Source organism: Kribbella sp. NPDC051952 (assembly GCF_040680855.1).
In the GTDB taxonomy this organism is placed as follows: Bacteria; Actinomycetota; Actinomycetes; order Propionibacteriales; family Kribbellaceae; genus Kribbella.
The window spans coordinates 1-26,825 of record NZ_JBFAXQ010000024.1; the positions used below are offsets into that span (position 1 = coordinate 1).

At 67.6% G+C, this 26,825-nt stretch carries 24 protein-coding genes and 1 pseudogene; 17 read left to right on the forward strand and 8 right to left on the reverse strand.

From position 1 onward, the window contains the following. Together AB0L70_RS33050 and ilvA are read left to right on the forward strand one after the other, a co-directional pair. Positions 1-96, forward strand: a pseudogene (locus AB0L70_RS33050) (SUF system NifU family Fe-S cluster assembly protein); the annotation flags it as partial. 678 nt (positions 97-774) lie between these two features. Further along, entirely contained in the window at positions 775-1,977 is a 1,203-nt protein-coding gene (gene ilvA, locus AB0L70_RS33055) for a threonine ammonia-lyase (RefSeq protein ID WP_363690715.1), read from the forward strand. Here the strand turns inward: ilvA and AB0L70_RS33060 are convergent, their stop codons facing one another. Continuing rightward, positions 1,978-2,421: a MarR family transcriptional regulator gene (locus AB0L70_RS33060; protein ID WP_363690716.1), complete on the reverse strand. Its 444-nt coding sequence runs from the start codon at positions 2,419-2,421 to the stop codon at positions 1,978-1,980. A gap of 88 nt (positions 2,422-2,509) precedes the next feature. Between AB0L70_RS33060 and AB0L70_RS33065 the strand changes: the two genes are divergently transcribed. Together AB0L70_RS33065 and AB0L70_RS33070 are read left to right on the forward strand one after the other, a co-directional pair. Further along, positions 2,510-4,024 carry an MFS transporter gene (locus tag AB0L70_RS33065; protein WP_363690717.1) on the forward strand — a complete coding sequence of 505 codons (1,515 nt, stop codon included), beginning with the start codon at positions 2,510-2,512 and terminating at the stop codon, positions 4,022-4,024. Between the two features lie 166 nt (positions 4,025-4,190). Next, on the forward strand, positions 4,191-5,201 hold the full coding sequence (locus AB0L70_RS33070) for a hypothetical protein (protein WP_363690718.1): 1,011 nt from the start codon (positions 4,191-4,193) through the stop codon (positions 5,199-5,201). Here the strand turns inward: AB0L70_RS33070 and AB0L70_RS33075 are convergent. After that, positions 5,183-6,424, reverse strand: coding sequence for an MFS transporter (locus AB0L70_RS33075; protein WP_363690719.1), 1,242 nt, complete (start codon positions 6,422-6,424; stop codon positions 5,183-5,185). The two genes, AB0L70_RS33070 and AB0L70_RS33075, sit on opposite strands and share 19 nt — an antisense overlap. A gap of 151 nt (positions 6,425-6,575) precedes the next feature. On the opposite strand from AB0L70_RS33075, the gene AB0L70_RS33080 reads away from it, so the two are divergent. Both AB0L70_RS33080 and AB0L70_RS33085 read left to right on the forward strand, forming a co-directional pair. Beyond that, a complete protein-coding gene (locus AB0L70_RS33080; protein WP_363690720.1) occupies positions 6,576-7,559 on the forward strand; it encodes an ATP-binding cassette domain-containing protein in 984 nt (327 codons plus the stop codon). Then, positions 7,556-8,395 carry an ABC transporter permease gene (locus AB0L70_RS33085; RefSeq protein ID WP_363690721.1) on the forward strand — a complete coding sequence of 280 codons (840 nt, stop codon included), beginning with the start codon at positions 7,556-7,558 and terminating at the stop codon, positions 8,393-8,395. Before AB0L70_RS33080 ends, AB0L70_RS33085 begins: the two co-directional genes overlap by 4 nt. A gap of 50 nt (positions 8,396-8,445) precedes the next feature. Here AB0L70_RS33085 and greA read toward each other — a convergent pair whose 3' ends face one another. Together greA and AB0L70_RS33095 are read right to left on the reverse strand one after the other, a co-directional pair. Continuing rightward, on the reverse strand, positions 8,446-8,958 hold the full coding sequence (gene greA, locus AB0L70_RS33090) for a transcription elongation factor GreA (protein ID WP_363690722.1): 513 nt from the start codon (positions 8,956-8,958) through the stop codon (positions 8,446-8,448). A gap of 195 nt (positions 8,959-9,153) precedes the next feature. Then, a complete protein-coding gene (locus AB0L70_RS33095) occupies positions 9,154-9,564 on the reverse strand; it encodes a DUF4307 domain-containing protein (RefSeq protein WP_363690723.1) in 411 nt (136 codons plus the stop codon). A gap of 73 nt (positions 9,565-9,637) precedes the next feature. Between AB0L70_RS33095 and mca the strand changes: the two genes are divergently transcribed. From mca to AB0L70_RS33110, 3 genes are all read left to right on the forward strand, one after another. After that, the gene (gene mca, locus AB0L70_RS33100; RefSeq protein WP_363690724.1) at positions 9,638-10,501 is read left to right on the forward strand and encodes a mycothiol conjugate amidase Mca; all 864 of its coding nucleotides are present in this window, start codon (positions 9,638-9,640) and stop codon (positions 10,499-10,501) included. 68 nt (positions 10,502-10,569) lie between these two features. Next, positions 10,570-10,878 carry a hypothetical protein gene (locus tag AB0L70_RS33105; RefSeq protein ID WP_363690725.1) on the forward strand — a complete coding sequence of 103 codons (309 nt, stop codon included), beginning with the start codon at positions 10,570-10,572 and terminating at the stop codon, positions 10,876-10,878. A gap of 155 nt (positions 10,879-11,033) precedes the next feature. Further along, on the forward strand, positions 11,034-12,029 hold the full coding sequence (locus AB0L70_RS33110; RefSeq protein ID WP_363690726.1) for a CopD family protein: 996 nt from the start codon (positions 11,034-11,036) through the stop codon (positions 12,027-12,029). On the opposite strand, the gene AB0L70_RS33115 is transcribed toward AB0L70_RS33110, so the two are convergent. Beyond that, positions 12,003-12,548, reverse strand: coding sequence for a nitroreductase family protein (locus AB0L70_RS33115; protein ID WP_363690727.1), 546 nt, complete (start codon positions 12,546-12,548; stop codon positions 12,003-12,005). The two genes, AB0L70_RS33110 and AB0L70_RS33115, sit on opposite strands and share 27 nt — an antisense overlap. Before the next feature lie 59 nt (positions 12,549-12,607). On the opposite strand from AB0L70_RS33115, the gene AB0L70_RS33120 reads away from it, so the two are divergent. From AB0L70_RS33120 to AB0L70_RS33130, 3 genes are all read left to right on the forward strand, one after another. After that, positions 12,608-14,572, forward strand: coding sequence for a thioredoxin domain-containing protein (locus tag AB0L70_RS33120; RefSeq protein WP_363690728.1), 1,965 nt, complete (start codon positions 12,608-12,610; stop codon positions 14,570-14,572). Positions 14,573-14,856: 284 nt separating this feature from the next. After that, positions 14,857-16,854: a M4 family metallopeptidase gene (locus AB0L70_RS33125; RefSeq protein WP_363690729.1), complete on the forward strand. Its 1,998-nt coding sequence runs from the start codon at positions 14,857-14,859 to the stop codon at positions 16,852-16,854. Between the two features lie 93 nt (positions 16,855-16,947). Further along, positions 16,948-18,363 (forward strand): M20/M25/M40 family metallo-hydrolase, encoded by a 1,416-nt coding sequence (locus tag AB0L70_RS33130; protein WP_363690730.1) that lies wholly within the window; start codon positions 16,948-16,950, stop codon positions 18,361-18,363. A gap of 10 nt (positions 18,364-18,373) precedes the next feature. Here the strand turns inward: AB0L70_RS33130 and AB0L70_RS33135 are convergent, their stop codons facing one another. Beyond that, a complete protein-coding gene (locus AB0L70_RS33135; RefSeq protein WP_363690731.1) occupies positions 18,374-18,880 on the reverse strand; it encodes a hypothetical protein in 507 nt (168 codons plus the stop codon). An 86-nt stretch (positions 18,881-18,966) separates the two neighbouring features. After that, positions 18,967-20,142 carry a phosphotransferase gene (locus tag AB0L70_RS33140; RefSeq protein WP_363690732.1) on the reverse strand — a complete coding sequence of 392 codons (1,176 nt, stop codon included), beginning with the start codon at positions 20,140-20,142 and terminating at the stop codon, positions 18,967-18,969. Positions 20,143-20,259: 117 nt separating this feature from the next. On the opposite strand from AB0L70_RS33140, the gene AB0L70_RS33145 reads away from it, so the two are divergent. Further along, complete coding sequence (locus AB0L70_RS33145; RefSeq protein WP_363690733.1) at positions 20,260-20,709, forward strand: MarR family winged helix-turn-helix transcriptional regulator; 450 nt, start codon at positions 20,260-20,262, stop codon at positions 20,707-20,709. Here AB0L70_RS33145 and AB0L70_RS33150 read toward each other — a convergent pair. After that, positions 20,706-21,401, reverse strand: coding sequence for a hemolysin III family protein (locus AB0L70_RS33150; protein ID WP_363690734.1), 696 nt, complete (start codon positions 21,399-21,401; stop codon positions 20,706-20,708). The genes AB0L70_RS33145 and AB0L70_RS33150 overlap by 4 nt on opposite strands. 272 nt (positions 21,402-21,673) lie before the next feature. Between AB0L70_RS33150 and AB0L70_RS33155 the strand changes: the two genes are divergently transcribed. The 4 genes from AB0L70_RS33155 to AB0L70_RS33170 all read left to right on the forward strand — a co-directional run bounded on the left by AB0L70_RS33155 (position 21,674) and on the right by AB0L70_RS33170 (position 26,788). Beyond that, positions 21,674-22,453: an isoprenyl transferase gene (locus AB0L70_RS33155; protein ID WP_363690735.1), complete on the forward strand. Its 780-nt coding sequence runs from the start codon at positions 21,674-21,676 to the stop codon at positions 22,451-22,453. A 1,430-nt stretch (positions 22,454-23,883) separates the two neighbouring features. Further along, entirely contained in the window at positions 23,884-25,218 is a 1,335-nt protein-coding gene (locus tag AB0L70_RS33160) for a PhoH family protein (RefSeq protein WP_363690736.1), read from the forward strand. Positions 25,219-25,433: 215 nt separating this feature from the next. After that, positions 25,434-26,132, forward strand: coding sequence for a hypothetical protein (locus AB0L70_RS33165; protein ID WP_363690737.1), 699 nt, complete (start codon positions 25,434-25,436; stop codon positions 26,130-26,132). Beyond that, positions 26,051-26,788, forward strand: a complete 738-nt coding sequence (locus AB0L70_RS33170; protein ID WP_363690738.1) for a hypothetical protein — start codon at positions 26,051-26,053, stop codon at positions 26,786-26,788. Before AB0L70_RS33165 ends, AB0L70_RS33170 begins: the two co-directional genes overlap by 82 nt. Positions 26,789-26,825 lie beyond the last annotated feature (37 nt).

The following is a 26,825-nucleotide window of genomic DNA, read 5'->3' on the forward strand; positions in this document are numbered from 1 at the left end:
AAGGAGATCGAGCCGGACGAAGAGGTTCTGGAGGACGGCGTCGCGTTCGCGGGCGTCGCGCAGTTCCCAGCCCGGGTGAAGTGTGCGCTGCTGGGTATCCGTCTCGTCGAACAAGGGACTGCCGACGTCGGGCAGCACCATCCAGGCGCGCTTCTCGTCGATCGCCAGCGGCGCCGGCACTGCACCGGGCCGGTCGGTCGAGAGTTTCTGCAACAGCAAAGGCTCGTGAGCGAACAGCAGCGGGAGCGCATCAGGCCGGGCCGGCCGGATGGTGGTGGAGTGTGCGAGTGCCTTGAAATACACGTCTCCGTCCGGGGTCGGGATGCGGAGGACGTTCGACAGGCCCCACGACCGAACCTGCTCCACCGGGCCGGTCCGCTTCACGTGCTCGTCGATCCACGGCAGGGCTTCGTCGTACCAGCCGGGCATCGTCCAGGCCGGGGTGACGGGGGAGTCGGGCGGCAGGGCGAGGTGTTTGCGGGCGGCCTCGACGGCCGGATCGGCCGGATCGTCCGGGACCGAATGGGCTTCCAACGAGTCCGATCCGAGCACCAGGTACGTCGGCTGTTCGTCGAGGCAGGTGAGCACGTACACGTCGCTACCCAGTTGTTCGCGCAACGCTCGTACCACCGGCTCGACGTCCGGGAACCACAGTTTCTCCGGGCCGTCCACGTGCAGAACGGACAGGACAGCCTGGTCGGAGGGGCGCACCACGACAGCCGTGACATTCACAGGTTGCAGCGTATGTGGTCGGCGCAACGGCATTATTGAGCCGTGATCGACGCCAAGGACATCGCCCGGGCCGCGGATCTCTTGCATGACGTGGTTGCGCCGACGCCGCTGGAGTACTCGCGCTGGCTCAGTGAACTCGTCGGCGGTGACGTCTTCCTCAAGTGCGAGAACCTGCAGCGGACCGGGTCGTTCAAGCTTCGTGGCGCGTACGTCCGGATGGCGCGATTGTCCAAGGCTGAACGCAAGCGCGGGGTGGTCGCGGCCAGTGCGGGCAACCATGCCCAGGGCGTTGCGTTGGCTGCGCAGTTGCTCGGGATCAAGGCGACCGTGTTCATGCCGCACGGTGCCCCGATCCCGAAGGAGAAGGCAACCCGCGCCTACGGCGCCGAGATCCGGTTCGTCGGCACGTCGATCGACGACTGTCTTCGCGCCGCTCGGGAGTTCGAGGCCGAGACCGGTGCGGTGCTGATCCACCCGTTCGACCATCCGGACATCGTGGCCGGTCAGGCGACCGCGGGCCTCGAGATCGTCGAGCAGTGCCCGCAGGTGCGGACGGTCGTCGTACCGACGGGTGGCGGTGGTCTGGTCGCCGGGATCGCGGCCGCGACGCAGCGGGATGGGATGCCGATCGAGGTTGTCGGCGTACAGGCTGCTGGTGCTGCGGCGTACCCGGCCTCGCTGGAAGCCGGCGAGCCGGTCCAGCTGGCCAGGATGGCGACGATGGCGGACGGGATCGCGGTCGGGCTGCCGGGCCAGGTGCCGTTCGAGACGATCCAGCGGTACGTCGGTCAGGTCCGCACGGTCGGCGAGGATTCGTTGTCCAAGGCCCTGTTGCTGGTGCTCGAGCGCGCGAAGCTTGTGGTCGAACCAGCTGGTGCTGCCGCAGTGGCCGCCGTACTCGACGAGCCGAAGGCGTTCAAGCCGCCTGTTGTCGTGGTGTTGTCCGGCGGCAACATCGACCCGATTCTGCTGATGCGCGTGATCCAGCACGGTATGGCCGCGGCCGGCCGGTATCTGTCCTTGCGGGTGCGGATCCCGGACACGCCGGGCGGACTGGCGACCCTGCTCACCCAGCTCGCCGAGCTGAACGTGAACATCATCGAGGTCCTGCACGAGCGGATCTCGGAGAGCCTGAACCTGGACGAGGTCGAGGTTGCCCTGCAGCTCGAACTACGCGGCGAAGACCATCGTGGCCGGGTCCTGAGCGCGATGACGAGCAACGGCTACACGTACACGCTGAACTGACTACTCAGGCGGGTCGCAGCTCTTCACCAGCGGGGCGTGCAGCCGGTCGGCGAGGACCCGGCGCTGCGTCGGCTTGGCGTCGAGCTGTCGTTGGAGGCCCTCGTCGGTCAGCCGGACGTTGACCGCGCGGCGGTCCTCGGGGCACATGTGACGCTCGACCAGGCCGGCGACTTCCAGGCGGCCGATCACGCGGGACAGGGCGCTCTGGCTCAGGTGCACCGACTTGGCGATCGTCGCGACCTTCGCGGACTGCTCCGGCAGCTCGGCGAGGCGCTCGAGCACCTCGTACTCACTCATACCGAGCGAGTGACCGGCCTGAAGCGCGCGGTCGAGGGCGCAGGTGAGGTCGGCGTGACGGGCCAGAAGCTCGCGCCACTCCCTGACATCAGCACTGACATCGGCGCTGGTCTCACCAGTCCCAGCGCTGACCTTCAAGACGGCCATGGAGGGGACGATAGCATGCACACGCATTCAATGCAAACGCATTAAATGCCTAGACATTAGATGCATGTGCATGGAATAGTCTCCGCTCGTGACCGAAACAACGAACACCCCATCACTAGAAGGCACTGCACCAGTCCGGATGACCTGGGACGCCCGTCTGTGGGGCGCTCTTCTGGTGGTCTGCGGCGTGATCTTCCTCGACGGCCTGGACGTGTCCATGGTCGGCATGTCACTGCCGTCCATCGGCGCCGACCTGGGCGTCTCCCTGTCCTCTCTGCAGTGGGTCGTGACCGGCTACGTGCTCGGGTACGGCGGCCTGCTCCTGCTCGGCGGCCGGACCGCCGATCTGCTCGGCCGGCGCCGCGTCTTCCTGATCGCGCTGGCTGTCTTCGCCGTGGTCTCGATGCTGAGCTCACTGGCCACCAGCCCCGAACTGCTCATCGCCGCGCGGTTCGTCAAGGGCGTCGCCGCCGCGTTCACCGCACCGGCCGCGCTCTCCATCATCACCACGACCTTCCACGAGGGCCCGGATCGCAACCGCGCCCTCAGTATCTTCACCACCTGCGCCGCCAGTGGCTTCTCGATGGGCCTGATCCTGGGTGGCGCGCTGACCGAGGTCGGCTGGCGCTGGACCTTCCTGATGCCCGGCCCGGTCGCCCTGATCGTGCTGCTGTTCGCGGTCAAGCTGATCCCGAACAGCCCGCGTGACAACGCCGCCGGCGGGTACGACGTCCCCGGTGCGATCACCGTCACCGGCGGCATGCTGTCGCTGGTGTACGCCGTCGTCGGCGCCGAACACGCCGGTTGGGTCTCGGTGCAGACGTTCGGACTGTTCGCCCTCGCGATCGTGCTACTGGGTGCGTTCGTCGCGATCGAGCTGCGGTCGAAGCACCCGCTGGTCCGGCTCGGCATCCTGCGCGACGGCTCGCTGCGCCGCGCCAACCTGGCCGGCCTGACCGTCTTCGGTGCGTACGTCGCCTTCCAGCTGATCGGCACCATGTACCTGCAGAACCTGCTCGGCTGGTCGTCGTTCCAGACCGCGCTCGCGTTCCTGCCGGCCGGCCTGCTGGTCGTCGGTCTCTCGCCGAACGCCGGCAAGATCGCAGACCGGGTCGGGACCGACCGGATGATCATCGGTGCGATGGTCCTGTTCGTCGTCGGGTACGCGCTGTCGCTGCGGATCGGGCCGGAGTCGGCGTACTTCTCGACCGTGTTCCCGAGCATCCTGCTGATCGGGATGGGCTTCGCGATCGGGTTCCCGGCGCTGAACATCCAGGCGGTGTCCGGGGTTCCGGACCGCGAGCAGGGACTGGCATCCGGACTGTTCAACACCGCCAACCAGGTCGGTGGCGCGGTGGTCCTCGCGATCGTGACCGCGGTGATCAGCAGCCAGTCGGTCGGCGTGACCACCTCGGCCGGGATGTTGTCGGCGTACAAGCCGGGGCTGGGCGTGGTGACCGGGGTCGCGGCGCTCGGACTGGTGATCGCTCTCACCGGTCTGCGCGGACTGCGGGCTCGCCGGGCCGCTGAGGAGACGGAGGCCACTGAGCTGGCCGCCGTACAGGACGAACTGGCCGAGGAGGAGATGACTCCGGCCGCATGACAATCAGTACATATCTGGACAGCTCATCGCGTCAGGGCCCCGCCGTGGGGGCTGTGAACCGATAAAGACGCAGTTGCGGGTCCTGGGCTACTCTCCGGGGCCCGCACTGCCGCATTAAGGGGGATCCCGGATTGGTTTCGACCTGTTTGGGTGCTGGACTGGGGGCATGAGTAACCAGAGCTACGACCAGCGGGTCAAGGACGTCCTGGACCGGGTCGCGAAGGGCCACCTCTCACCCGACGAGGCCACCACCCTGATCGCCGCCATCAAGGGCCCGGACACGACCGGGGCCGACGAGCCCGCGGCTCAGCCTCCGGTTGCCGAAACGGTCGACGACACCCCGTCGGCGTCGGTCTGGGCGGACGCGGTCGATGCACCTGATGCAGCCGATCAGCCGGTCGCCAAGCACGCCGCGACGAGCAACGGCGTCCAGGACAGTGTCGTGGACGAGGCACCTGCCGAGGCCGAGCAGCCTGTCGCAGTTGAAGAGCCTGCTGTCGAGGACGAGGCCGAAGAGGTCGAGGAAGAGCACAGCAACGTGCCGATCCCGTCCGGCGTACAGCGGGTGACCGTGCGCGCGATCGGTCGCCGGGTGCGGCTGATCGGTGAGCCGGCCATCGGCGGGGTCGCCGTGGACGGGCCGCACGTGATCAAGCGCGACGGCGACACCCTCGCGATCAGCAGTGAGGGCGACATGGGCGTCTCGATCGACGGGTTCAGCATGCTGCGCAACCCGACGAACCTGAAGTCCCACGTGAACGGTCTTGCCAAGGAGCTGTCCATTCGGGTCAACCCGAGCCTGCAGGTCGAGGTCGAGGTGACCGGCGGCAGCGTCAACGCCGAGCGCCTGCCCGGTCTGACCCGCGTTCGCGTGACCGCCGGTACGGCGAAGGTCACCGACGTCGACGGCCCGATCGACGTACTCGTCCAGGCCGGCTCGGCCACCCTGGACGCCCAGATCACCAAGGGCCGCTCGCGGGTCCGGGTCGAGTCCGGCACGGCCAACGTCTCGCTCCGGCGCGGTTCCGACGTACGCGTGCACACCGAGGCCCAGCTCGGCCGGGTCACCTGGACCGGCGCGGTCTCCGGCCAGTCCAAGGACGTGGAGATCGGCCGCGGCCGCGCGGCCCTGGACGTCGAGGTCCTGGTCGGCACGGCTCAGATCGCCTCTGACTGATCGACGGTTGCTGGCACGGTGCGCAAGGTGCGGAACGGGGAGAAGTAGAGGAAGGCAGTGCCCGCCAGGGTCGCCAGACCGGCGATCCACAGGGTTGCGTGCAGTCCGAACGCCGTACCGAGTGCACCGCCCAGCAGGCTGCCGAGTGGCGCGGCTCCCCAGCTGACGAAGCTCATGGTCGCGCTGACACGGCCTTGCAGCTCCGGCGGGCAGACGCGCTGTCGCGTGCTGACCTGCAGGATGTAGCTGACGATGATGCAGAAGCCGGCGAGCAGCATCGAGACGACGTACCAGCTGACCATCCATCCCGGTGCGGTCAGTGCCTGCAGAGTGAACGCCACACCGATGCCCAAGGACGACAGCACGAGCATGCGGGCATCGCCGTACCGGTGGCTGAGCTTCTCCGTGACGCCGGACGCGAGGATCGCGCCGAGCAGGCCGATCATGCTCAGTACGCCGATGGTCCCGGCCTGCAGGTGCACTTCGCGGACCAGGTAGACGATCATGATCGCGCCGGCGGCTGCCTGGAACAGCATGGTGGTGGCTGTGTTCAAGGCGATCGGCCGCAGCAGTGGGTGCTTGAACACGTAGCGCATGCCTTCGGCGATCTCGCGGCGCAGGTTCGGTCGCTCCGCCTTTGCCGGCCGGGCTTCCGGCGTACGGATCGAGCGGAGCCAGAGGGCTGACCAGAGGAAGCTCAGCGCGTCCACGCCGATGGTCACGGCCGCACCGAGCCACTGGACGAGCAGACCGCCCGCCCCGGCGCCGATCACCGCGCCGATGGAGTGATTGGCGGCCAGCTTCGCGTTGCCCGGCAACAGCCGGTCCGGCTCGAGCAGCCGGGGCAGGTAGGAGTTGTGCGAGACGTCGAACAGGACCGTGAGGATCCCGGTCAGAGCCAGTACGACGTACAGCTGCGTGAGAGTAAGTACGCCGAACCACGCCGCCACTGGGATCGACGCGAACAGGACTGCCCGACCCAGATCGGCGTACACGAGGACTGGGAGACAGCGGACCCGGTCGGCCCAGGCGCCGGCGAACAGCCCGAGCAGCAGCCAGGCGGCCGTCTCGCAGGTCTTCAGCAGCGACACCTGCAGCGTTGACGCGTCCAGCGTGAGTACGGCGAGCAGTGGGATCGCGATCATGCTCAGCCGCGAACCGAGCTGGCTGAGCAGGTCCGCGGCCCAGAGGCGGCGGAAATCGGGGTGACGAAGGATGCTCATCCCGAGACCGTAAACGCCAAGTTGAGCCGTGTCGACTCAACTGTCAAGAAAGTTGAGTTGACCCGACTCAATATAATTCACGGGTGAAATTGTCGGTGATCTCAGGCAGGATGGTGGCCTGCGTCACACTCCTGAAGGGGGATCTTCGGAAATGGCTGCTGTCGAGGCAACCGGCCTCGTGAAGACGTTCAAGTCCAGGAAGAACACTGTGAAGGCGCTCGACGGGATCGATCTGGAGATCCCGGAGGGGACCGTGCTCGGTCTGCTCGGGCCGAACGGGGCGGGGAAGACCACGGCGGTCCGGGTGCTGACCACGCTGATGCGACCGGATGCGGGCTCGGCCCGCGTGCTCGGGTACGACGTGGTGCAGGACGCCGATGCGGTCCGCTCACTCGTCGGCCTGTCCGGGCAGTACGCCGCGGTCGACGAGCTGCTGACCGGCCGGGAGAACCTGTGGATGTTCGGCCGGCTGTACCGGCTGACCAGCCAGCAGGCCACCCAACGGGCCGACGAACTACTCGCCACCTTCGATCTGACCGAGGCGGCGGACCGGACCCTGAAGACCTACTCGGGTGGCATGCGCCGCCGGCTCGACCTGGCCGGTTCGCTGATCGCGCATCCGAAGGTCCTGTTCCTCGACGAGCCGACGACCGGCCTCGACCCGCGCTCCCGGATCGACCTGTGGAAGATCATCCGGGACCGGGTCAGCGAGGGTGTGACGATCCTGCTCACCACGCAGTACCTGGAAGAGGCCGACGAGCTGGCCGACAGCATCGCCGTGGTCGACCACGGCTCGGTGATCGCCCGCGGTACGGCGGACGAGCTCAAGGCGAAGGTGGGTGGCGAGCGGATCGAGGTCGTCGTCCACGACCCGGAGGAGATCTACCGGGCGCTCGAGTTGCTCACGGAAGCGCTGGGTATCGCCGATCCGGACGCCACCACGCTCGACCAGCACAGCCGGCGGATCACTGTGCCGGCGCCGGGTGGATCGAGTTCACTGGTCGACGTGATCCGGACGCTGGATGCGGCCGGGATCCGGATCGCCGACATCGGGCTGCGGCGGCCGACGCTGGACGACGTGTTCCTCACCCTCACCGGGCACGAGGCCGAGGAGAAGAAGGAGGTCGTCAAATGAGCGCTTCGGAGCAGGAGACGCGGGTGAATCCGCTCAACCGGGCGCTGACGGATGCCGGCGTACTGGCCTGGCGGAGTCTGAAGCGGATCCCGCGGACGCCGGACATGCTGATCTACGCGACGATCCAGCCGATCATGTTCGTGCTGTTGTTCGCCTACGTCTTCGGCAACGCGATCCCGATCCCGGGCTTCCCCGGCGCGAAGGCCTACCGGGAGTTCCTGATGTCGGGCATCTTCGCCCAGACGATGGCGTTCGCGGTCGCCTCGGCCAGTGTCGGGCTGGCCGACGACATGTCGAAAGGGCTGATCGACCGGTTCCGATCGTTGCCGATGGCAAGGTCTGGGGTGATCGCCGGCCGGGTGGTCGGCGACCTGGTCTTCAACACGTTCGTGATGGTGGTGATGGTGATCTGCGGCCTGATCGTCGGGTGGCGCTGGCACAACGGGATCGGTCAGGCGCTGGCGGCGTTCGCGATCCTGCTGCTGTTCGCGTTCGCGATGCTGTGGGTGGGCGCGCTGATCGGGTTGTCGGTCGGTGGTCCCGAGGTGGCGGCCTCGGCGGGGCTGATCTGGCTGTTCCCGCTGACGTTCCTGTCGAACGCGTTCGTACCGACTCCGCAGTTGCCCAGTGGACTGCAACCGGTGGCCGAGTGGAACCCGATCTCCGCCATCGTCGCGGCCTGCCGGCACCTGTTCGGCAACCCGTCGCCGTTCGCCAGCCCGGACGGCTTCCCCGCGCAGCATCCGGTCTGGCTGTCCCTGATCTGGTGCGCGGCGATCATCGCGGTCTTCGCGCCGCTCGCCGTCCGCAAGTACCGGACCACAACCGGCCACTAACGGCGATCGCCCCGGTGGATGTCCACCGGGGCGATCGGAAGGCTGGGTGGTCAGCCGGTGAAGGGTTCCGCGCCGACGATCTCGACGGTCACGTCCTTCCCGTTGGGGGCCTCGTAGGTGGCCTTCTCGCCCTTCTTCTTCCCGAGGATCGCCGAGCCGAGCGGGGACTGCGGCGAATACACGTCGATGTCGACCGACGCGTCCAGGGCGAGCAGTTCGCGGGAGCCGAGCAGGAACGTCTCGACGTCGTCGTCACCGGCGAACTTGATCGAGACCTTCATCCCGGGCTCGACCTTGCCGCCCTTCTTGGGGGTCTCGCCGACCCGGGCCCGCCGCAGCATGTCCTCCAACTGGCGGATCCGCGCCTCGATCTTGCCCTGTTCGTCCTTCGCGGCGTGGTAGCCGCCGTTCTCCTTGAGGTCGCCCTCGTCCCGCGCCTCGCTGATGCGCTGGGTGATCTCGGCACGGGCGGGGCCCTTGAGGTTCTCGAGCTCCGACTTCAGCTGGTCGTAACCATCCTGCGTCAGCCAGACAACGCTGTCCTCATCGATCTTCTGCGTCACGGGCTGCTCCTTGTGTCGATGGATGGGCAGAAAAGCTGCTGGCCGCCGTCGTCGACGGCGACCAATCCAAAGAGCGTAGCAAGTTACAGCCTGGAACGCAGGGGTTCTTCGACCTCTCAAACGCTGGGAAATCGTTTGCCCAGTGGATTTTCCCACATCCTGATCGTTGAGCGGGCAACCGGTTGCCGAGGCTGCTCAGTGCGGGTGGTGGGAGTCCGCGGTGGTGCATCCGATCAGCACCACCGAGGTCGCCGAGCGTTGCGTTGTCAGGGTCACCGGAAGCGTCTGATGCCGGGGCGAATCGGCGGTGACGGTCAGTGTCAGCTCACCGACGATGGAGAAGTCGGCGGCCTTCGCCTGCAGCCGGCAGGACGCCTCGACGGACTTCGTCCGGTCCACCTGGACGGTCGCCTTCGCACTCGTCGCGGACGGTACTTCGAAGCCCAGCAGCCGCGACGTCACCGGCGGATTCGACCCGATGATCGCCGCCCAGGCCAACCACGCCAGCCCGGCTGCGGCCACCACCGCGACCACCCCGATGATCAGCGGCCGCCGCGACCGGCCGGCCCGGCCGTAGCGGGCGTCGAGGTCCGTCGGGCTGTTCACAGATGACTCGGTCAAGGGATGTCCAGGGGGTCGGTCGTGGGTTTGGGCCGGGCTTGGAGGACCATTGTGTCTTGTGAGTGGAGATCTCCGGTTGTTGCATGTGCACGCCCACCCTGATGACGAGTCGAGTAAAGGGGCCGCTTCGACGGCTCGGTACGTGGCCGAAGGTGTCGAGGTCCTGGTCGCCACGTGTACCGGCGGGGAGCGCGGGTCGATCCTGAACCCGAAGATGGATCGCCCGGAGGTGCTGGCGAACATCACCGAGATCCGCCGCAAGGAGATGGACGCCGCCCGCGAGATCCTCGGGATCCGGCAGGAGTGGCTCGGCTGGGTCGACTCGGGTTTCCCCGAGGGCGACCCGCTGCCGCCGCTGCCGGAGGGCTGCTTCGCCGCGCAGAAGGTGGAGGACGCCGCCGCCCCGCTGGTGAAGCTGATCCGGGAGTTCCGTCCGCAGGTCGTCACGACGTACGACGAGAACGGCGGCTACCCGCACCCGGACCACGTCATGTGCCACACGATCACCGTGGCCGCGTTCGAGGCGGCCGGTGACAAGGACGCCTATCCGGAGCTCGGCGAACCGTGGCAGCCGCTCAAGCTCTACTACCACCACACCTTCCACTACGAGCGGATGAAGGCGCTGCACGACGCGATGGTCGCGCGCGGCCTGGAGTCGCCGTACGCCGATCGCCTCAAGGACTGGAAGCCGGACCCGGAGAACGAGCGCCGGATCACCACGCGGGTCGAGTGCGCAGAGTACTTCTCGGTCCGGGACAAGGCGCTGCTCGCGCACGCCACCCAGATCGACCCGGACGGCGGCTGGTTCACGGTCCCGCTGGAGGTTCACCAGGCAGCGTGGCCGACCGAGGACTACGAGTTGGCCCGGAGTCTGGTCGAGTCGGAACTGCCTGAAGCTGACCTGTTCGCGGGGCTCCGCTGACCGCGGGCGTAGCCAGACCGGGGTGGTGGGGTGGGGAAGGAATCCAAAGACAGTGAGAGACTGGTGGCGTGACAGTGACGACCTCCCTTCTGACGGCCGAGATCGACCCGAACTCGGTGCGCCCCGGATGGGTCGCGCTGCTGATCGTGCTCGCACTCGGTGCCGCCACGGTGCTGCTGTGGCGCAACATGGGCAAGCAGTTGAAGCGGATCGACTTCGACGACAGCGATGGTGCGGGCGACCCAGCACCGTCCGACGGCCCAGCGAGCACGGACAACTCAGCGGCCCCGGCTGGCGATGCCGAGCCGACGGCCCCGGCGGAGACGGATCGGTCGACGCCGACGGAGCGTGAACCGAAGGCACACTCTCAGCACTGATCGGCGTCGAATTCCCGGCACCTCGGCGACACAGTGATCACGACATGGTGTCGTGCTAGGCAGCGCGTCCGCGGCTGACCCTATAGTGAGCGCGTGCTGAATGGTGCCGAGGGCGAGAACGCTCTGTGAGCGCGACCCGTGCTGCTCGGCACCGCATGCCCGGGCGTCTGATCACGGGTGGTGTCGCGGCGGTCCTCATCGCGACCGTGGTGATGGTCGTCAGTCTGTTCGCGGCCGACAGCGAGCCGCACGACCTGGGCGGCATCGGCGGGCCAGGGGTGTTCGTGACCTGGCTGCTGCCGTTCTTCCGGCTGATCTCGACCATGGCGACGGTCGGTTGCGCGGGCGCGCTGCTCGCCGCGGTCGTGTTGCTCCGGATCGAAGGCGGCCCGCTCGGTATCCAGGGCCGCCGGGCGGTCCGGGACGCCAGTAACTCGGCCATCATCTGGGCGGTCTGCGCGTTCGCCGGTGCGATCGTCACCGCGGCGATCCTGCTCGACACCCCGATCGATCTGCTCCGCTTCCGGCTCGACGACGCCCTCGGTGTCCCCGAGGTGAAGGCGCTGCTGATCACCGGCATCCTGGTCCTCGCGCTGGCGATCGGCATCCGTCGCGTACAGACGTCCTCGGCCGCGGGTCTCGGCGTACTGGTGGCCATCGCGGCACTCGTCCCGACGGCGGTCACGGCGTACCCACGCAACGAGTCGTACGTCGTCATCGCGGGAGCGGCCCTGGTTGTGCACGTCATCGCGGCGACAACCTGGATCGGCGGCCTCGCGGGGCTCGTCCGCTACGGGCGGGCCAGCCGGACCGGCCTGCCGATGGTGATGAAGCGGTATCACCAGGTCGCGCAGCTCTCGTCGATCGCCGTTCTGCTGAGCGGCCTGCTCAGCGCCGCCGGCCGGCTGGCCGCGGCGGGTGGCGGCTGGGGTTCGATCCCCGACGCCCTCACCTCGGACGCGTACGGCGCGGTCCTGATCGCGAAGATCGCCGCCTTCCTGGTCCTGATCATCCTCGCCTGGCTGCACCGCCGCCGGGCCGTCGGCGACCTCCTCGACAGCGGCCGCCCGTTCTGGCAGGTCGTGGGCCTCGAACTCTTCATCATGGCCCTGGCGCTGGGCCTGTCAGTCGCGCTCTCCCAGACCGCCTGACCACGGCGCGGAGCGCAGGTCGTCCGGACTGCGCCGCTCGCGGGGCTGCGGACCTTCGGCCGCCTTACCGACGGCAATCATCGACACGACGTGCCACCCTGCGTCCGGGCCCAGGTCCGCGGTCAGCTTGTCGAGATCGAACGCGCGGAACTGCCGGCACGCCAACCCCATCGCGTGGGCCTGCAGCGTCAGGTGAGCCACCGACTGCCCGAGGTCGTAGTCGGCGAAGTCGGAGTAGGCCCAGTCGGTGTCTTCGATGTAGCGGTGCGCCATCGTGACGATGAGCAGGCTGGCACTCGGCGCCCACCGGCCCGAACTCGCGGCCAGGTGCCGGACGATCCGCTCGTGCTCGGGCTCGCCCCGGCGGGCGGTGAAATAGGCCCACGGCTGCGAGTTGCCGGCCGAGGGTGCCCACCGGGCGGCCTCGAGCAGCAGGTCGACCTCGTCTTCCGTGATCGTCCACCCGGGATCGAAGCGCAGCGGGCTGAACCGGGTCGCGAAGAGGGGATGCACGTCCATATCAGTCTCAAGTCTGGACCGGAGCCGGTCATTCCGCTCTGAGCGCATACGGTGGGCGCATGGCGTCCGTGAACGAACTCGGCCGGAGCACCAGTCCGTATCTCCGTCAGCATGCGGAGAATCCTGTGCACTGGCGGGAGTGGTCGGACGCCGCGTTCGCGGAGGCGCGGGAGCGGGACGTCCCGGTGTTCCTGTCGGTGGGGTACTCCGCCTGCCACTGGTGTCATGTGATGGCGCACGAGTCGTTCGAGGACGCGGAGACCGCGGCGTACCTGAACGAGCACTTCGTGAGTATCAAGGTGGACCGCGAGGAGCGGCCGGACGTCGACGCGATCTACATGTCGGCGACGATCGCGATGATCGGGCAGGGTGGCTGGCCGATGTCGGCGTTCCTGACGCCGGCCGCGGAGCCGTTCTTCTGCGGCACCTACTTCCCGAACCAGCCGCGCGGCGGTATGGCGTCGTTCCGGCAGGTGCTGGAGTCGCTCACCGAGGCGTGGCAGACCAAGCGGGACCAGCTCGACGAGATCGGCAAGCACGTCGTCGAGCAACTGGGCGCGAAGCAGCAGCCGGTCGCAGGCAGCTTCGACACCGCGCGAGCCGTCGAGCTGCTGAAGACCGACTTCGATCCGGTCGATGCCGGCTTCGGCCAGGCGCCGAAGTTCCCGCCGTCGATGGTGCTCGACTTCCTGCTCCGCCACCGCACCGACGATGCGCTCGGCATGGTGGCGCAGACCTGTGAGCGGATGGCGCGCGGCGGGATGTACGACCAGCTCGCCGGTGGTTTCGCGCGGTACTCGGTCGACGGGCAATGGGTGGTGCCGCACTTCGAGAAGATGCTGTACGACAACGCTCTCCTGCTCGACGTCTACACGCACTGGTGGGCCGCGAGCGAGGACCCGCTCGGCAAGCGGATCGCCGAGGAGACCGCCGATTTCCTGCTGGCGGAGCTGCGTACGGCCGAAGGCGGTTTCGCCTCCGCGCTCGACGCCGACACCGAGGGGGAGGAGGGCAAGTATTACGTCTGGACCCCCGACGAACTGCGCGCCGAGCTCGGTGACGACGCCGACTGGGTCATCGACCTCTGCGACGTGACCGGCACCTTCGAGCACGGCGCCTCGGTTCTCCAGCTCCGCACGGATCCAGACGACCCCGAGCGCTGGCAACGGCTCCGCGCGCGGCTGCTGCAAGCCCGCCGCGAGCGCACGTACCCCGGCCGCGACGACAAGGTGGTCGCCGCCTGGAACGGTCTCGCCATCACCGCCCTGACCCGGGCCGGCATCGTTCTCGAGCGTCCCGAGTACGTCGAAGCCGCCGAAGCCGCGGCCAGATTGGTCCGGGATGTGCACCTGGACAGCGAGACGGGTCGCCTCCATCGCACGTCACGCGACGGCGTCCGTGGTACTGCCCACGGTGTCCTCGAGGACTATGCGGCGTACGCCCAAGGCTGCCTGGTGTTGTTGGGGGCCACCGGCAAGATCGAGTGGTTCGAGACGGCCAAAGCGTTGCTCGAAAGGGTTCTGGAGCAATTTGTTGCCGAGGTCTCCTATTTCGACACGGCTGCCGATGCCGAGGAACTGGTCTGGCGTCCGCAGGATGCGACCGACAACGCGACCCCGTCGGGCGTGAGCCTTGCCGCCGAGGCCTTCACGACTCTGGCGAGCCTGACCGGATCGGTCCGCTACGAAGCTGCTGCCGAGCTGGCGCTACAGGCCTCGGCGGCCATCGCGGCCCGCGCGCCACGGTTCGCCGGTCGCGCTCTCGCGGTCGCCGAAACGATTGCCGCCGGCCCCCTCGAGATCGCGATCGTCGGTGATTCCCCGGAGCTGCTCCGCACCGCGCTGAGCAACGCACCGTGGGGTACGGCGATCCTCGCCGGCGACCCGGACCTCGCCGTACCGCTGATGGACGGGCGGCAGCTCGTCAAGGATCAGCCGGCTGCTTATGTCTGTCAGAAATTCACCTGCAAGCTGCCGATCACGGTGCCGGAAGACCTTCGCCGGGAGTTCCGTCCCGCGAACTGACAACCTGCGTCAGTGCGGGTTTTCCCTGTCGTTTCGCCCGAATCCCTTGACTCGCGGCGCCCTGGGGACCAGAGTCCTCCCTCAGTCGGATGTAACAGAAATCGCACGCCCTGACACGCAGTGTCACAAATGAGGCAGTGGCACTGATGCGTCAATTACATCTGGCGTCCCCAATTGAATTCGGCCGCTGCGCCCAAACAGCGGCCGCACCGTGAGGAGATGTTGTCTTGAGACGACTGACATCAGCAGGGGCGGTGGCCATCGTCGCAGCAGCGGGTCTTGCGATGGCGCCCGCTGGAGCGGCGAACCGATCCGCGCCGCTCCCGGCATCCGGCTTCGACCAGCCGGCCGCCGTTCAGGCCGAACAGGCGCTGACCGCGCAGACGGCCGCAGCTCTCGGACTCGCCGGTGGCGAGCAGCTCAAGGTCCGCGACGTGGTGAAGGATGCCGACGGCACCGAATACGTCCGCTACGACCGCACCTACAACGGCCTGAAGGTCGTCGGTGGTGACCTGATCGTCAAGCGCAAGGGCGAGACGGTCGGCCAGGTGACCTACAACCGTGGCGCGAAGGCCGTGGCGGTCGCGACCAAGCCGACTCTGTCCCAGTCGGCCGCGCTCACCAAGGCTGCCCAGTCCGCGAAGTTCAAGGCCACCACGAACAAGGGCGCGCTGGTCGTCTTCGTGACGCCGAGCAAGCCCGTGCTCGCCTACGAGGTCGTCACCACCGGCGTCAAGCCGGACCAGACCCCGTCGGTGCTGCACTCGTTCATCGACGCGAAGTCCGGTGCCCTGCTGGACCAGGACGACGAGATCAAGACCGGTACCGGAAACTCCATGTACTCCGGCACCGTCAGCATCGGTACGTCGGGCAGCTTCTCCATGACCGACCCGAGCCGCGGTGGGAACTACACCACCGACCTCAACGGTGCGACCTCCGGTAACGGCACCACCTTCACCGACCCCGACGACACCTGGGGCACCGGTGCCGCGTCGAACCGGCAGACCGCCGGAGTCGACGCGCACTACGGCGCGCAGCTGACCTGGGACTACTACAAGAACGTCCACGGCCGCAACGGCATCTTCAACAACGGCCAGGGCGCACGGTCCCGGACCCACTACGGCAACTCGTACGTGAACGCGTTCTGGGACGGCACCCAGATGACGTACGGCGACGGCTCGGGCAACACCCACCCGCTGACCGCGATCGACGTCGCCGGTCACGAGATGAGCCACGGTGTCACCGAGGCGACCGCCAACCTGAACTACTCCGGTGACGCGGGCGGCCTGAACGAGGCCACCTCCGACATCTTCGGCACCATGGTCGAGTTCTCCGCGAACAACTCGAGCGACCCGGGTGACTACCTGATCGGCGAGAAGATCAACATCAACGGCAACGGCACGCCGCTGCGCTACATGGACAAGCCGTCGAAGGACGGTGCCAGCAAGGACTGCTGGACCACGAGCACCGGTGGGCTCGACCCGCACTACTCGTCCGGCCCGCTGAACCACTGGTTCTACCTGGCCTCCGAGGGCACCGGCAGCAAGGTCATCGGCGGTGTGACGCACAGCAGTACTGCCTGCAACGGCGCCACCATCACCGGTATCGGCCGCGACGTGGCAGCCAAGGTCTGGTACCGCACGCTGAGCACCAAGCTGAGCTCGGGCAGCACCTACAAGGACGCCCGTGAAGGTGCGATCAACTCCGCCATCGAGCTGTACGGCGCGGATTCCGCCCAGTGCAAGGGTATCGAGGCCGCGTTCAGCGGAATCTCCGTCCCGGCCGGTGCGGCCGCCTGCGGTGGTGGCACGACGCCGCCGACCGGCGACAACCTGCTCCAGAACCCGGGCTTCGAGTCCGGTACGGCGAACTGGACCGGCACCGCCGGCCCGATCAACAACGACACCGGCCGCCCGGCCCGTACGGGTAGCTGGAAGCTGTGGCTGCAGGGCAACGGTCGCGCCACCACCGAGAACGTCGGCCAGTCGGTCGCGATCCCGGCCTCGGCGACCGCCGCCTCGCTGTCCTTCTGGATCCGGATCGACACCGCGGAGTCCGGCTCGACGGTGTACGACACGGCCAAGGTCCAGGTCGTCGACGGTTCGACCACGTCCACGCTCGCGACGTACTCGAACGTGAACAAGACGACGGCGTACGTGCAGAAGACGCTCAACCTGACGGCCTACAAGGGCAAGACCGTCACGGTGAAGTTCGTCGGCCAGGAGGACTCCTCCCTGCAGACCAGCTTCGTCATCGACGACACCTCGCTGACCGCGAGCTGATCGTCACGCGGTAACTCTTCCGGGGCGTGCGAGCCCTCCGCCCATTTCGGCTCGCGCGCCCCGGATTTCCTTTGTCCCGAAGGAGATCCGCCCATGAAGAAGTTCCTCGTCCCCGGATTCGGCGCCGTCCTGGTCGCCGGCGCTTTGCTTGCCCCTAGCAACCCTGCCGTCGCGGTCGAGTCCCCGGACATCTCGGTCACCAACACCAAGGCACACCTGGACCAGTTGCAGTCGATCGCGACGAACAACGGTGGCAACCGCTACACCGGCCGGACCGGCTACCGGGCCTCGGCCGACTACGTGAAGGCCAAGCTCGACGCGGCGGGTTACACCACCACGCTGCAGTCGTTCTCCACCTCGGCGGGTACGTCGTACAACGTGATCGCGGAGTGGCCGCACGGCGACGCGAACCATGTGGTGATGACCGGTTCGCACCTGGACAGCGTCAGCGCCGGTCCAGGAATCAACGACAACGGCTCAGGTAGCGCCGGCGTACTCGAAACCGCCCTCGCTTACGCTGCCAGCGGCCAAACCCCCAGGAACCGCTTGAGGTTCGGTTTCTGGGGTGCCGAGGAGCTCGGTCTGCTCGGCTCGAAGTACTACGTCAACAACCTGCCCGCCGCCGAACGCGACAAGGTCGAGCTCTACCTGAACTTCGACATGATCGCGTCGCCGAACCCGGGCTACTTCGTGTACGACGACAATCCGGCCGGCAACGGTGCTCGGGACGACCTGGTCTCCTACTTCACCAGTAAGAGCATCCAGACCGAGTTCATCGACGTACAAGGTCGTTCCGACCACGCGGCGTTCCGTTCGCTCGGTATCCCGACGGCCGGCACGTTCTCGGGTGCGGAAGAGATCAAGACCTCGGCCCAGGCAACCAAGTGGGGCGGTACGGCGAACCAGGCGTTCGACCGTTGTTACCACCGGTCTTGCGACACCATCAGCAACCTGGACCTGACCTCACTGGACCGCCAGATCGATGCCATCGGCCACATGATCTGGAACTACGCCCAGAAGGACTACACCGGCGGACCGCCACCCGGCGGTACCAACCTGATCGTCAACCCCGGCTTCGAATCCGGTACGGCGAACTGGACCGGAACCACCGGCGTGATCACCAACAGTTCGTCCCGTCCTGCGCACGCCGGCTCGTACAAGGCGTGGCTGCAGGGTAACGGCCGGAGTGGTACCGAGAACATCGGTCAGTCGGTGGCGATCCCGGCCGCGGCGACGGCGGCCTCGCTGTCGTTGTGGATCCGGATCGACACCGCGGAGACGACGTCGTCGACGGTGTACGACACGGTCAAGGTTCAAGTTGTCGACAACGGGACGACGTCCACGTTGGCGACGTACTCGAACCTCGACCGGACCACGTCGTACGTGCAGAAGACGCTGAACGTCCTTGCCTACAAGGGGAAAACCGTCACCGTACGGTTCCTCGGCCAGGAAGACTCGTCCCTGCAGACCAGCTTCGTGATCGACGACGTGGCGCTGACCACGAGTTGAGGGTCGTGGCCTAGACCGGCTTGCAGAGTTTGCCTGGTGGGATGGCGGCTTCGGTGAGGAGTTTGCTCACCGGAGCCGTCAGCGGCTTCAGCTTGGGGTCCTCGATCCGGGCCGTCTTCCCGTTCGCCGAGACCGCGATGATCATGTCGTCGGGGTGCTTGGCGGTGGGCTTGGTCGCAACGACGCTCGCCCAGTCGACCTGCTGAGCGGCCGTGGTGATGGTCGCCAGCAGGGTCGGGTCGAGTTTGCACCGGACCGGGTCCTTGCCGCGCGAACTGACCGTGGCGACGCCGTCGGTGTCGATCAGCACCTGGTCGTCGAACCCGGCGAACCCGCCGGTTCTGGAGACCCGCAACGGCAGACCCGCGCCGACCGGGGTCGACTGGGTCACAGTCGGCGTACCGCTCGGTGTTCCGGGTGCGCTGCTCGATGCCTGGGACGGCGGGGGATTACCCGCGCCGCCGTCGGACTCGTTCCCGCACCCGCTCAGTACGAGACCGGCGGCTGCGGCGATCACTGCGTATCTGCTCAGGTTCCTCACGCACCATGGATACACGCAGCAGGGGTGTTCGTTGCAGCTGTGACACGACTGAAATGTGATCGTCAGACCACTGGTGACACGAGATCGACCAGAGTGCGGGTGAGCTGGACGCGCTCCTCGAACAGTTGGAGGGTCGCTCCGCCGCCCATCCTGGTGATCTCCTCCAACGGCAGCGCCGTGAACGTCGCACGCGCACAGAGCGAGCCGAGGTAGCCGTACAGCACCTGCTCCTCGGTCACCTGCATCCCCTCTTCGGCCAGGCCCTTCAGGAACGCCTTGAAGATGACCTTGTGCACCATCGGCAGCGCCTCCGGCGCGAGCTCACCGGCATGCGCCAGCCCGACGAGCAGCTGACCCAGGTCGAACCCGATCGCCTGCGGGCAGTCGAAGCCCCAGTCGATCACCACGAACTCGTCCGGCTTGTCCTTGGCGACCAGCAGGTTCTGCGGGCTCGCATCCCCGTGCTGATAGCACTGCGGCAGCGCGTCGAGAGCATCGAGTACGGCGGGCAACCGCTCACCGAGGTCGAGCAGATCGTCGCGCAATCCGTGGTCGCCCAGGTTGCAGACCGCGGCCGCCAGCAAGGGGTGTTTCCAGGTCTCGGGGTTGGCGATGGTCGGCAGTGCGGCCATCTGCACGCGACCGCCGGTGTAGTAGCGCAGCCCGACGCCAGGGGTGGTCACGTTGCCGCGGGGGAGCAGTGGCTCGACCAGATGCGGCTGCCGACGCGCGGAGAGCCGGCCCAGCAGGTACCCCGCCCGCTCGAACCGCTCCATCGGCCACGGACCCGGCTCCTGGACGACGTTCTCCATCCACAGGGTGCCGCGGTCGTCGTCGTACACGTCGATCCGGTAGGCGTTGGGCAGCCGCATGCCCTCGGGGAGCACGTCCGCGATGGTGCTCCGGTGGACGGCGATCTCGAGCTCCCAGGGCAGGTTCTGGATGAACGCCTCCCGGAACCCTTCAGGCACCATGTCGACGTAGATCCAGTGCCGCGCGGACTGGAACTTCTTGATGAAGCACGACCAGTCGACCACCTCCCCGCTCGTGGTGGTCGCCGTACCGAAGAGCCGCAGGAGGGCCTCGGTGCTCGGCGTACCGATCGGGTAGTCGACCGGTTCCACCCGGACGTCACCCGGCGTGGCCCCCGGGTCTGCGGTGATGGTCCGGACCAGGGCGGTGAAGTCGTCTACGGACGGGGCGTCGCGGCCCAGCGGCTCGAGTGCGGTGATCGTCATGTCGTCCCCCCAAAGTGCGTTCTGCCGCCTATCGTCCGCCCGTACCTTCAGCCAGTCTTCAGGGCTGGCACGGAAAGAAGTAAAGCAGCCTTACTATTGAGATAGTAAAATTGCCTTATGACTTCCGTCAACGACCTTTCGAGCCCGGTGACCGGACCATGGCCCGATCACATCGCGGGACTGCTCGGTGGAGCGATGAAGCGGCTCCGGCTGGAGATCCTGGACACCTCGGAGGAGAACTTCCCCGGGCTGCGGGTCTCGCACTACCGGCTGCTCGAGCTGATTCCGCCCGAAGGGGCACGAATCACGGACCTGGCCGAGGTCGCCGGGATGACGAAACAGGGCCTCGGGCAGCACGTCGACTACCTGCAGAAGCTCGGGTACACCGAGTCCGACCGGCTCAGCGGTGATCGCCGGGTCCGGCTGGTCCGCCGGACCGCCCGTGGCGAGGAGGCGGTCGCGTTCAGTGTGGCCGCGATCGAACGCGTCGAGGAGATCTGGGCCGAACGCCTCGGCCCCGAGCGGTACGACGTACTCCGCGCAACCCTGCGCGAACTGGGCGGTTAGCCGGCCCGGTACGTCGCGATGCTGACGGCGATGTAGTGGCAGATGAAGGCGGCCACCGTGAAGGCGTGGAAGATCTCGTGGAAACCGAACCAGCGCGGGGACGGGTTCGGCCGCTTGGTGCCGTAGATGACCGCACCGATCGAGTACAGCCCGCCGCCGATCGCGATCAGCGTGACCACCGCGGCGCCGCCCTGGTGGTAGATGTCGCCCATCCAGAAGATCGCGACCCAGCCGAGGGCCAGGTAGATCGGGGTGTAGAGCCAGCGCGGCGCGCCCACCCAGAAGACCCGGAACAGGATGCCGACCAAGGCTCCGCCCCAGGCCAGGCCGAGCATCAGCAGGCGGTCCTTGCCGTGCAGCAGCACCATCCCGAGGGGGGTGTAGGTGCCGGCGATCAGCAGGAAGATGTTGCTGTGGTCGAGCCGGCGCAGGATCGCCTCGCCGGTCTTGCCCCAGTAGAACCGGTGGTACAGCGCCGAGATGCCGAACAGCAGCATCGCGCCGACGGTATAGACCGCGGCGGCCCAGCGGGCGTTGGAGTGCGGGGCGAGACAGATCAGGACGATGCCGCCTGCCGTGGCCAGCGGGAAAGTACCGGCGTGCAGCCAGCCGCGAAGCTTGGGCTTGAGCGGACCAAGGCGGCCGGACAGCTTGTGGCCGGCTTCTTGGGGCTGGGCGCTGGTAGCGGTCATCGCCGTCCTTCCGAGGGGTGTTGGGCGGTTCAGGCCTTGCGTCTTACCTACGCAACCGTAACCTACGCAACCGTAGGTTCCTATCGTCCGTAAGGGTGAAATGTAGGCGAGATCACCGGTCGGCACACCGCCGCCCGCGTGTCCGACGCACGAACTTCGGCGAAAGTTCGATCGCCTGGCACCTTGGTTCCAACCTCTTCTGTGCCCTCTCAACCTGGGGCCAATCTGGGCTAGCCTCGTCTCCGAGAGCCTTGGAGGAGACGACCCAGCCCATGCGGACACCTGGCAAACAGAAGCTGCGCAACGCGCTGTATGTCCTGTACGAACGCCGGTTGCGGCGATCGCTGGCCCCGGACCGGATCCCCCGGCACATCGGCGTCATCATCGACGGGAACCGGCGCTGGGCCCGGGCGGTCGGTGACCCGGTGTCGCGCGGTCACGAGGCCGGGGCGAACAAGATCTCCGAGTTCCTCGATTGGTGCGACGACGTCGGCGTCAAGGTCGTCACGGTGTGGATGCTGTCCACCGACAATCTGACCCGGCCGTCCGACGAGCTGGAGCCGCTGCTGCGGATCATCGAGCAGACCGTCGAAGAGCTGACCACGATCGGCCGCTACCGGATCCACCCGGTCGGTGCGCTGGACCTGTTGCCCGGAGCCACCGCCGAGGTCCTGAAGGGCGCCGAGGCGGCGACTCAGGGCGTCGACGGGATGCTCGTCAACGTCGCCGTCGGGTACGGCGGTCGCCGCGAACTGGCCGACGCGGTCCGTTCCCTCCTGCTCGAGGAGGCCGCGCAGGGCATCTCGATCGAGGAGCTCGCCGAGCGCGTCGACGTCGAGCACATCGCCCGGCACCTCTATACGAAGGGGCAGCCCGACCCGGACCTGGTCATCCGGACGTCGGGTGAGCAGCGCCTCGGTGGCTTCCTGCTCTGGCAGAGCGCGCTGAGCGAGTTCTACTTCTGTGAAGCGTTGTGGCCTGATTTCCGCCACGTCGACTTCCTCCGCGCAGTCCGAAGCTACGCCCAACGGGAACGACGCTTCGGGACGTGATCCCGCGCCCGCACCGGGTGCACGGCGTACGACGTCGTAGGTAGTAGGCGTATGTCGCTGCGCCCAGAGCGGCACCCCACACGGTCCAGAGGATGCCTGGAGCGTTGATGGCCCAGTTGTCGCCGTCCAGGGGCAATTGGGCGTTCATCAGGCCGGCTGGGATGAGTACGACGGCCACCAGCGCTGCCGGGATGATCGCGAGGAGCGGTGGGACCCGTCGGCCCGCCTTGAACCAGATCCAGCGCGGGTAGACCTCACCCCAGCGGTGGACCAGGCCGTGCGTCAGGACGCCGCCGCCGACGCCCAACAGCGCCATGCCGAGGCCCAGCTCCAGCATGCCTGGCGTGTCGGCCATCATCTGGTGGAAGTCATCGCTGATCCCCAATGGCCAGCCGAGGAACCAGGCCACCCGGGTGAACTCGTACGGAAGGTTCGCCACCACCGCGACGGCGACGGCCCACCTGCCCCAGCGCAGCGCCGACTCGGGGCTCGTCCACGCGGGTGCGGTCCGATCGCTGCGACCGCAGGAAACGCAGGCGTTGCGGCTCCGGCGGTGGTAGGCGATCGCGGTTGCCGCCCACAACAGTCCGCCGAGGAACACGATGATCAGGTTCACCCGGTGCCAGTACAGGATGTCGCCGATCCCGGCCTGATCACCCGGTACGCCGGTGAACGCGAACACGATGATCGCGGGGGAGAGCGCGACGATCGCGATCAGCGTGTAGTCCGGGATCACGAGCGCCAGTCCGACGGCCAGGACCGCCGCGATCGTCTGCAGGACCCACCCGCGGGCTCGCCTCCGCGTCATCACGATCGCGAGTACGGCGCCACCCAGCCCGATCACCGCCATCACCGGCGCCACCACCTGCACCGGCGCTCCTTCAAGGACCGAGGCGGTGGCCCGGTCGTCCACCACGTGCGCGAACGGGTAGGCGGATCCACCGAGCGCCCAGTAGACGCCGAGTACGCCGTACGCCGATGACCAGATCGCGGTTGCGTAACCGGTCCACAACGGCCAGTTCTTCCTCATGCACCCAGCGTTGCCGGGTGGTCGCCGTACCGGATCACCCGGCGGAGGGAACCGGCTCCCTCGCGCGGGTGGGAAAGTCGTAACACCCTGTTAACCCCGTGGGCGGGCGTGTCGGGCTGCGGCGTTTGCGGGACCCTCCTACCCTGACTATGACGGTCGGAGGGGAAGCCGGCTGTCCGGGAGGCCCGATCAGCTTGAGAATCGTTCGCCAGCCGGTTGCCCCATGAGGGGCAGAACGGAGTGCCCGAGACGTTACGTCTCGATCTCACTGGTTCCCGCTGTCGCTCTGGTAGCGCAGCGGTCGGGGTCTGCACCAGACCCTGGGGCCAGCTCCCGGTCCATCACCTAACCACTGGTGGGCCGGGCGTGGTGCACGTCGCGGCCCGAGAGGACGTGCGACATGGCTGCCACCCACGCCAAGGCGTCAAGTACCTCATCCACACCGGCCCAGCGTACTTTCGTGCTGGACACCTCGGTGCTTCTCTCGGACCCGCACGCGATGCTGCGGTTCGACGAGCACGAGGTGGTCGTCCCGGTGGTCGTCGTCACCGAATTGGAGGCCAAACGGCATCACCCGGAACTCGGCTACTTCGCCCGCACCGCGCTGCGACTGCTCGACGAGCTCCGGATCCTGCACGGACGTCTTGACGCGCCCCTACCAGTGGGGGAGAAGGGTGGAACCCTCAGGGTCGAGTTGAACCATACCGATCCTGAGACGCTGCCGGCCGGTTTCCGGCTCGGCGACAACGACAGCCGGATCCTGGCCGTGGCCTGCAACTTCAAGGCCGAGGGCCGCGACGTCACGCTCGTCTCGAAGGACCTGCCGATGCGGGTCAAGGCCTCGGCCTGCGGGTTGATGGCCGAGGAGTACCGGGCCGAGTTGACGCTGGAGTCCGGCTGGACCGGGATGGCCGAGCTCGAGGTCGAGACGCAGGCGGTCGACGACCTGTACGAGAACGGCGTACTGGAGCTGCCGGAGGCCGGTGAGTTCCCGACCCACACCGGGCTGGTGCTGCTGTCCGACCGGGGCAGTGCGCTCGGCCGGGTGATGCCGGACAAGCGGATCCGGCTGGTCCGGGGCGACCGGGAGGCGTTCGGGCTGCGTGGCCGGTCCGCCGAGCAGCGGGTCGCGCTCGATCTGCTGCTGGATCCCGACGTCGGGATCATCTCGCTCGGCGGCCGGGCCGGCACGGGTAAGTCGGCGCTGGCGCTGTGCGCCGGTCTCGAGGCGGTGATGGAGCGCCGCCAGCACAAGAAGGTGGTCGTGTTCCGGCCGCTGTTCGCGGTCGGTGGCCAGGAGCTCGGGTACCTGCCGGGCACCGAGTCGGAGAAGATGCAGCCGTGGGCGCAGGCGGTGTTCGACACGCTGGGTGCGCTGGCCGGTGGTGACGTGATCGACGAGGTGATGGACCGCGGCATGCTCGAGGTACTGCCGCTGACCCACATCCGCGGCCGGTCGCTGCACGACGCGTTCGTGATCGTGGACGAGGCGCAGTCGCTGGAGCGGAACGTACTGCTCACGGTGCTGTCCCGCGTCGGCGCGAACTCGCGGGTCGTGCTCACCCACGACGTGGCCCAGCGGGACAACCTCCGCGTCGGCCGGCACGACGGCGTGGTCGCGGTGGTCGAGCAGTTGAAGGGTCATCCGTTGTTCGCTCACGTGACGCTGACCCGGTCGGAGCGTTCGCCGATCGCGGCCCTGGTCACCGAGATGCTGGACGATCTGCAGTTGTGACCGGGGCGGTGGGGCGGGGAAGGTATTGGTAAGGAGCGTTGGCCCGCTTGGGTCATAGCTCCCGTGTAAAGCAGGGGTAAGACTTCGTTGGACGGTGCGGTCGCCACGCTGGCGGCCGCACCGTTCGGCTGTGACCTGCTTGTGATCACGCTCGGTTTACGCCAGAGTATGTTCTCGTTGCAGCCGACGGGGGTCGGGTTTTCTCGGAAGGACAGATGAAAGCGAAGCGCTCCGTCGCGGCTCTCTCGGTGACTGGTATCGCCGTCGTCTCCGTGGTCGCGGGTATCGACCTCTTCAGCTCCCCAGGGAGCAGCAGTGCCTCGGAACAGGTTTCCGGGCGGGCCGAGATGGCCGTGCTGAACAGCGAGAAGGCCCACGTGCCCTCAACGCCGTCGGCCAAGCCGCAGACCGCCGAGGAACAGGCCCAGGAGGTCACCCGGCTGCGGAACCAGATCGAGGCCCAGGTGGCCGAGCAGAAGGCCCTGCAGGACCAGTCCGACCTGAAGTCCGCGGCCAAGAACGCCATGCTCAAGCGGTACAAGGCGCTGCAGAAGACCGAGGCGAACTCCCGCGAGGAGCGCGCCAGCCGCGACGCCGAGCGCAAGAAGCTCGAGGGCACCCCGAAGGAGGTCGCGCTGAACCTCCTGCCCGACCACGGCTGGGGCGAGGGGCAGTTCAGCTGCCTCGAGAAGCTGTGGAACAAGGAGTCGCGCTGGCGGGTGGACGCCGACAACCCGAGCTCCACGGCGTACGGCATCCCGCAGGCCCTCCCCGGCAACCGGATGGCGCGGTACGGCAAGGACTGGCGCACCAACCCGGTCACCCAGATCAAGTGGGGCCTCGACTACATCGACAACACCTACGGCTCCCCCTGCTCCGCCTGGGGCCACTCACAGGCCAAGGGCTGGTACTGACGCTGCCCGAGCTGGCCCGCACTGTCAGTGAACGCGGTGAGGTTGTCCTGCGGCGGCGTGACGACGGTGCACTCGAGTTGCGGGTGAACGGCGTGTTCGTGATGGACGACCGGGAGACCTCGAGCGAGGAGCTGTTGGCGTCGGCCGCGCTGGCCTCGGTACGGCGTCCTGACCGGGTGCTCGTGGGTGGTCTGGGGCTCGGCTACACCGTACGAGCGCTCCTCGCCGACGACCGTGTGGGGTCGATCACGGTCGCCGAGATCGAGCCCGATCTGGTCGCCTGGATGCGATCGGGTCTGGTCCCGTCGGTCCTCGACGATCCCCGCGTCTCGGTCGAGGTGGGCGACGTCCAGGTGGTAGTTGCCGCGTCACCGGATGCCTCCTTGGACGCCATCCTGCTGGACGTCGACAACGGCCCGGACTTCCTTGTCTACAACGAGAACTCGGCCATCTACGCGCCATCGTTCCTCGAGGTATGCCGGTCCAAGCTGCGGCCGGACGGCGTACTCACGGTTTGGTCGTCGTCAGCCTCCTCCGCCTTGGAGGACGCGGTCGCCGAGGTCTTCGAGGTGGCCGCGGTGATGCCGGTGCCGGTCCGCCTGCAGGGACGCGACGAGCTGTACTACGTCTACCAGGGCTCGTTATCCACAGACTGAAGATCGGGTCCTGACGGCAGCACAGAGCGACGTACTC

Excerpts from the sequence above, each read along its gene's own strand:
- AB0L70_RS33140 (WP_363690732.1), bottom strand. The coding sequence starts at position 20,142 with ATGACGATCACCGCACTCGAGCCGCTGGGCCGCGACGCCCCGTCCGTA.
- AB0L70_RS33125 (WP_363690729.1), top strand. The coding sequence starts at position 14,857 with ATGGCGCCCGCTGGAGCGGCGAACCGATCCGCGCCGCTCCCGGCATCC.
- AB0L70_RS33060 (WP_363690716.1), bottom strand. The coding sequence starts at position 2,421 with ATGGCCGTCTTGAAGGTCAGCGCTGGGACTGGTGAGACCAGCGCCGAT.
- AB0L70_RS33160 (WP_363690736.1), top strand. The coding sequence starts at position 23,884 with ATGGCTGCCACCCACGCCAAGGCGTCAAGTACCTCATCCACACCGGCC.
- AB0L70_RS33155 (WP_363690735.1), top strand. The coding sequence starts at position 21,674 with ATGCGGACACCTGGCAAACAGAAGCTGCGCAACGCGCTGTATGTCCTG.
- AB0L70_RS33080 (WP_363690720.1), top strand. The coding sequence starts at position 6,576 with ATGGCTGCTGTCGAGGCAACCGGCCTCGTGAAGACGTTCAAGTCCAGG.
- AB0L70_RS33150 (WP_363690734.1), bottom strand. The coding sequence starts at position 21,401 with ATGACCGCTACCAGCGCCCAGCCCCAAGAAGCCGGCCACAAGCTGTCC.
- AB0L70_RS33115 (WP_363690727.1), bottom strand. The coding sequence starts at position 12,548 with ATGGACGTGCATCCCCTCTTCGCGACCCGGTTCAGCCCGCTGCGCTTC.
- AB0L70_RS33130 (WP_363690730.1), top strand. The coding sequence starts at position 16,948 with ATGAAGAAGTTCCTCGTCCCCGGATTCGGCGCCGTCCTGGTCGCCGGC.
- AB0L70_RS33110 (WP_363690726.1), top strand. The coding sequence starts at position 11,034 with ATGCCCGGGCGTCTGATCACGGGTGGTGTCGCGGCGGTCCTCATCGCG.
- AB0L70_RS33120 (WP_363690728.1), top strand. The coding sequence starts at position 12,608 with ATGGCGTCCGTGAACGAACTCGGCCGGAGCACCAGTCCGTATCTCCGT.
- AB0L70_RS33070 (WP_363690718.1), top strand. The coding sequence starts at position 4,191 with ATGAGTAACCAGAGCTACGACCAGCGGGTCAAGGACGTCCTGGACCGG.
- AB0L70_RS33075 (WP_363690719.1), bottom strand. The coding sequence starts at position 6,424 with ATGAGCATCCTTCGTCACCCCGATTTCCGCCGCCTCTGGGCCGCGGAC.
- AB0L70_RS33165 (WP_363690737.1), top strand. The coding sequence starts at position 25,434 with ATGAAAGCGAAGCGCTCCGTCGCGGCTCTCTCGGTGACTGGTATCGCC.
- AB0L70_RS33145 (WP_363690733.1), top strand. The coding sequence starts at position 20,260 with ATGACTTCCGTCAACGACCTTTCGAGCCCGGTGACCGGACCATGGCCC.
- AB0L70_RS33085 (WP_363690721.1), top strand. The coding sequence starts at position 7,556 with ATGAGCGCTTCGGAGCAGGAGACGCGGGTGAATCCGCTCAACCGGGCG.